This window comes from Marinobacter manganoxydans MnI7-9 (assembly GCF_000235625.1).
GTDB classification, from domain to species: Bacteria; Pseudomonadota; Gammaproteobacteria; order Pseudomonadales; family Oleiphilaceae; genus Marinobacter; species Marinobacter manganoxydans.
Genome location: NZ_AGTR01000052.1, coordinates 1 through 3,927 on the forward strand (window position 1 = coordinate 1; position 3,927 = coordinate 3,927).

Below are 3,927 nucleotides of genomic sequence, written 5' to 3' on the forward strand. Positions count from 1 at the left end.
TCGGTGACGCACGCCCGACCGGCTCCGCGGCCAACGCCGGTGTTGCTACTAAAGCTATCGCCAGCGGAGCGCTTATTGATTTGAAGATTTTGCTCACCTGAAACTCCTTAATTTTAATTTTCATATCGACAACGATTTATTGCCTCGGCCAGACACATCTGGGCCACAACTCTCTCTTCCGCGCTGGAAGCTGCCACGCCGGCGAGTCGATCGCCGGATCTCGCAGGCGATGCTTTGGCCATGACATCCCGTAATCCCTGAAACGACCAGGTTCTGGTGCCTAACTGGTAGACATACCTATGGGACATAAACTTCCTCTCGCTTTTTTCACTGAAAACAAGATTCACGCCCCGTCCGACACGGAACGTAATTTGCTGTGGATTTCAATGTAGCGAGCTACGCCAAGAGGGCGTTATCGAAATTTGGCAAACATTAAGGGGCACAAAAGTGCTATGAAAACAGCCTTAAAGCCTTATGTGCACGAAAACTGCGTCACGCCCATACTCAAAGTGCATGCCGACACCGAGGTCGCAGTGCACCGACAAGAACAACATGCACCACATAGGTGCACAGTCATCGCAAATGATGCCAATGATCAGGCAGGCAACCTTACAGACTGGGAACAGGAGTACGACCAAATAGGGGCGGGGCGTTTTTGCGGACGTATCGACGAGCTGAATTTTGGTGGGCTTCAGTTATTCAATGAACATACTGGCCGCTCCTTACTTCAGCGCTGTAAGGTTTGGCCAGACTCATTTTGGTTCGGGTTTCCAAGTAAGCGCAACGAAACGCGCATCAATGGCCAGAGCGTCGAATCCAGTGATGTTCTCTGTAGGCCTGGGAGCACAGAATTCGAGCTCGTCACTCCAGAAAGCTTCGACATGCTAAGCATTGTTGTTAGCAAAGCCAAGCTTCAGTCCCACAAGGCATCAGAGGATATTGATCTTAAGTTGCTAGATGCCAAGAACTACCCTCGGTTACGCCTTTCACTAAGAACTTTACAGAACTTCCGATACTTATTGCGGCGAATCCTTCAGCCAACAATAAACAAAATCGACTCAGACCTTCACCATGACTTGTTGATCATGGGGTTGCTGGAGTTGTTAGCGGAGGAGATCCCCAATAAGAAGGTGGCTCCAAGTTATCAGCACAGAAAAGCCGTGGTAGAGCGAATCAAGGATTACATGGCAACGGAGAGTATTGCCCCTGTCACCATGACAACTCTATGCGAAGTGGGGTGCGCTAGCCGGCGGACTTTGCAATATAGCTTTGAGACGATTCTTGGCATTAGCCCCATGACCTTCCTGAGGATAAGCAGATTAAACAGGGCGAAAAGAATGCTGTGCCAGCCTTCAACAAGCTCCGTTTCTGAAGCTGCCTCATTCAACGGCTTTTACCATCTAAGCCAGTTCTCCTCAGACTACAGACAACTTTTTGGTGAATTGCCGTCTGAGACATTTGCTAAATCTCACCCAGCAAACAATTCCCAGCTACACAGCAACGCTCTTGAACCTTGCGTGAGGACGGTCCCGGCGTTTCAACATTGTCTGCAGAGGCGTGGAACTTGAGACGAAAATGGTGCCCCCTATCCGCTTCAAAAAACTCAAAAATATGTAGCATGCTACAATTCTTTTGAGTCTCTTCTGTCCTTAACGAGACAGCCAAAACCCGACACATTGACCAAACTCAAAGGCATGAGATAATGCCATACGATCGAAGAAATCCCATGTCAGGCAGCGGTCAAAGTGTCCAATTTCAGTCAATCAATTCAGGACATCTCTGTGCCCAGAAATGGCGTTAATCGTTGAAAACCGCTCAGGACAAGGGTTCCATACAAGCAGGTCTTCTTACTGCATCTGCTTGAACTGGCTCGAATCAGCCCCTACTATACCGCTCAACACCGACCTAAATCTGTGCCCTCCGGAGGCAGAGGTCAGAGGTTCGAATCCTCTCGGGCGCGCCATATTTTTCAAGGGCTTACGTGAAAACGTAGGCCCTTTTTATTTGTCTGTGTCCAAATTGTGTCCATGGTGTGTCCACGGTTTCTAGGACATTTTTTCCGGCTATGGAATTTTGACCTTTGCACTGAAACCGAAAACTCCGTCAACCTCCGGCAAAACCACCACGACCCGCCCATCGACATTCAAAGCCTGACCCTCACCCAGAGGAATCAGCCAGGGCCAGTCCCATCGAGTATGGCCGAAGACCGTGAGTCCTTGAAAGCCCGTTTCGAGCGACAGCGCTACCCCGGGATCACCCCGACGATCCGCCCGTTCCGGGTCGGTTGGGCCTTGATGGAGCAGCAGGATATCCGGGGCATGATCGGTCACCGATTCCAGTGCGGCCAGAAAATCGTCCTCGATTCGCCGTTGGTTGCGATTTGGATTGCCCACGATACCGCTGACGCCACCGACGTTCAGGCTGCCTAACACCCTAACCACCCCGCCATCCAGAAGGGTGGTGTTATCTGGAAGCGCCTCGGGGTACTCCATCTGGTCGTGGTTCCCCAGAACGCCGATGACCTCCGGCGTCATAGCGGAAAAGGCCTGAAGCACCTCGTCCACCGGCCCGGTACCGCCGCGTTTGCGGCAGTCGGGATAGTCGTACAGGTCGCCGCACAGAAACACCGCGTCGGGCGCCGGAATGAGACCTTCCCGAGACAGCCCAACAAGGGCTTCCGCCACAGACACGCCGAGCAGCCGATTCTGACCGCCGGCTTCTCGCCCCTGGAGATCGGAGGTCAGCACAATGCCCTTCACATGATCTGGCAGGCCGGTGGCATAGGCCCGGTAAAACGGCAGCCGATTATGCAGAGGCGCACCGGCCGGGCCGCTGGTGCGGTGTGGCAGACTGAAAAACGGTTCCGGGTCGATCCGGGTGATCCTTAGCATGGAAGGCCCCTTGAGCTGGCTCCGTATTTCCTACCACTCAAACAAAAAAGGTGGCCAACTTGACCGCCCAAAATCTTGGTCGACGGTGGCTGGTTACCCTGTCCGTTTTGCATCAAAGTAGCGTCGAGCTTCCATGAGATGCTTCATGGAGCCTCGCGCCATAAAGTCTAGGGCTGACGCTCCAAGGAAGGGAGGCTCACTGGTTTCCAGTCGGACCCGACGATTGGCGCGTTCGGCCGTTGGATACATGATCCTCAGGGATTCGTAGATGCCCAGGATGTAGCTGATGCGCTCCAGGGTATCCTGCGAGAGCGTTACGTGTGGCAACGTCTCATACTTGGCCAGCGTGCTCCGGGACACACCGCCGAGCAACTGCATCGTCTCTTTCTGGGTGCAGTCCCACTCACGACAGATACCAAAGAAACCTTTGAGAGCCACATGCCCTTTGGCTTTTTCGTCATCAATGGCCATTATGCTCGCCCATTCTTGGGCTGCTCTCGATTCTCCATGAAATCGTCACTGACGCCTTCAGAGTCGAAATACTCGTCCCAAACCGGATCGGTCGGCCGGTCATAGCGTTTGACGGAACCCCTGAGGCAACGGGTCGGCCAGCTCATCCGCATGGGCCGTGTAGGCGTCGAGGCCTTCCAGCAGCTCTTTTTCAGTTGGGCGCTTTGTCATATTGGTGCGTGCTCCGGATTATCTACCAGTGTACACCAATTCTGAAAAGTTGAACTGGCTCCAATTTCCTACCAATTAGTAACTCGCGTTACTAATTGGTACTAAGCCGCACATCCCGGGCACAAGCGAACCCTTCAGATCACGCCGTTTCCGCTCGAATATGACGAATCAGGGTGATCAGCGCCTCAGTGCGGGGCTCGTTCAATTAGTACTCCCGAATCAAGGTGCCGTTGAGGCCCTAAAGATTGACGGTTTTCAAGAACTACTCTTTCGCCATCTCTGTATGATCTATCGGTGTCATGCGGGCCAAGGCTTTATGGAGCCCCAGAATCAGGCCAATCCGTTCAATCACGGA

3 protein-coding genes and 1 pseudogene are annotated in these 3,927 nt (G+C 53.0%); 1 reads left to right on the forward strand and 3 read right to left on the reverse strand.

The window, feature by feature from the left end:
• Positions 1-143: 143 nt before the first annotated feature.
• A pseudogene (eutB, locus tag KYE_RS21165) lies at positions 144-308 on the reverse strand (ethanolamine ammonia-lyase subunit EutB); the annotation flags it as partial.
• 144 nt (positions 309-452) lie between these two features.
• Here eutB and KYE_RS22255 point away from each other — a divergent pair.
• Complete coding sequence (locus KYE_RS22255; protein WP_008173710.1) at positions 453-1,568, forward strand: helix-turn-helix domain-containing protein; 1,116 nt, start codon at positions 453-455, stop codon at positions 1,566-1,568.
• Between the two features lie 495 nt (positions 1,569-2,063).
• On the opposite strand, the gene KYE_RS11995 is transcribed toward KYE_RS22255, so the two are convergent.
• Both KYE_RS11995 and KYE_RS12000 read right to left on the reverse strand, forming a co-directional pair.
• Positions 2,064-2,891, reverse strand: coding sequence for a metallophosphoesterase family protein (locus KYE_RS11995; protein ID WP_008173711.1), 828 nt, complete (start codon positions 2,889-2,891; stop codon positions 2,064-2,066).
• Positions 2,892-2,984: 93 nt separating this feature from the next.
• Entirely contained in the window at positions 2,985-3,362 is a 378-nt protein-coding gene (locus KYE_RS12000) for an antitoxin Xre-like helix-turn-helix domain-containing protein (protein WP_008173713.1), read from the reverse strand.
• Positions 3,363-3,927: the final 565 nt, after the last annotated feature.

What these genes read in the sequence shown, in the direction of transcription:
- KYE_RS11995 (WP_008173711.1), bottom strand. Translation starts at nt 2,891, where the DNA reads ATGCTAAGGATCACCCGGATCGACCCGGAACCGTTTTTCAGTCTGCCA.
- KYE_RS22255 (WP_008173710.1), top strand. Translation starts at nt 453, where the DNA reads ATGAAAACAGCCTTAAAGCCTTATGTGCACGAAAACTGCGTCACGCCC.
- KYE_RS12000 (WP_008173713.1), bottom strand. Translation starts at nt 3,362, where the DNA reads ATGGCCATTGATGACGAAAAAGCCAAAGGGCATGTGGCTCTCAAAGGT.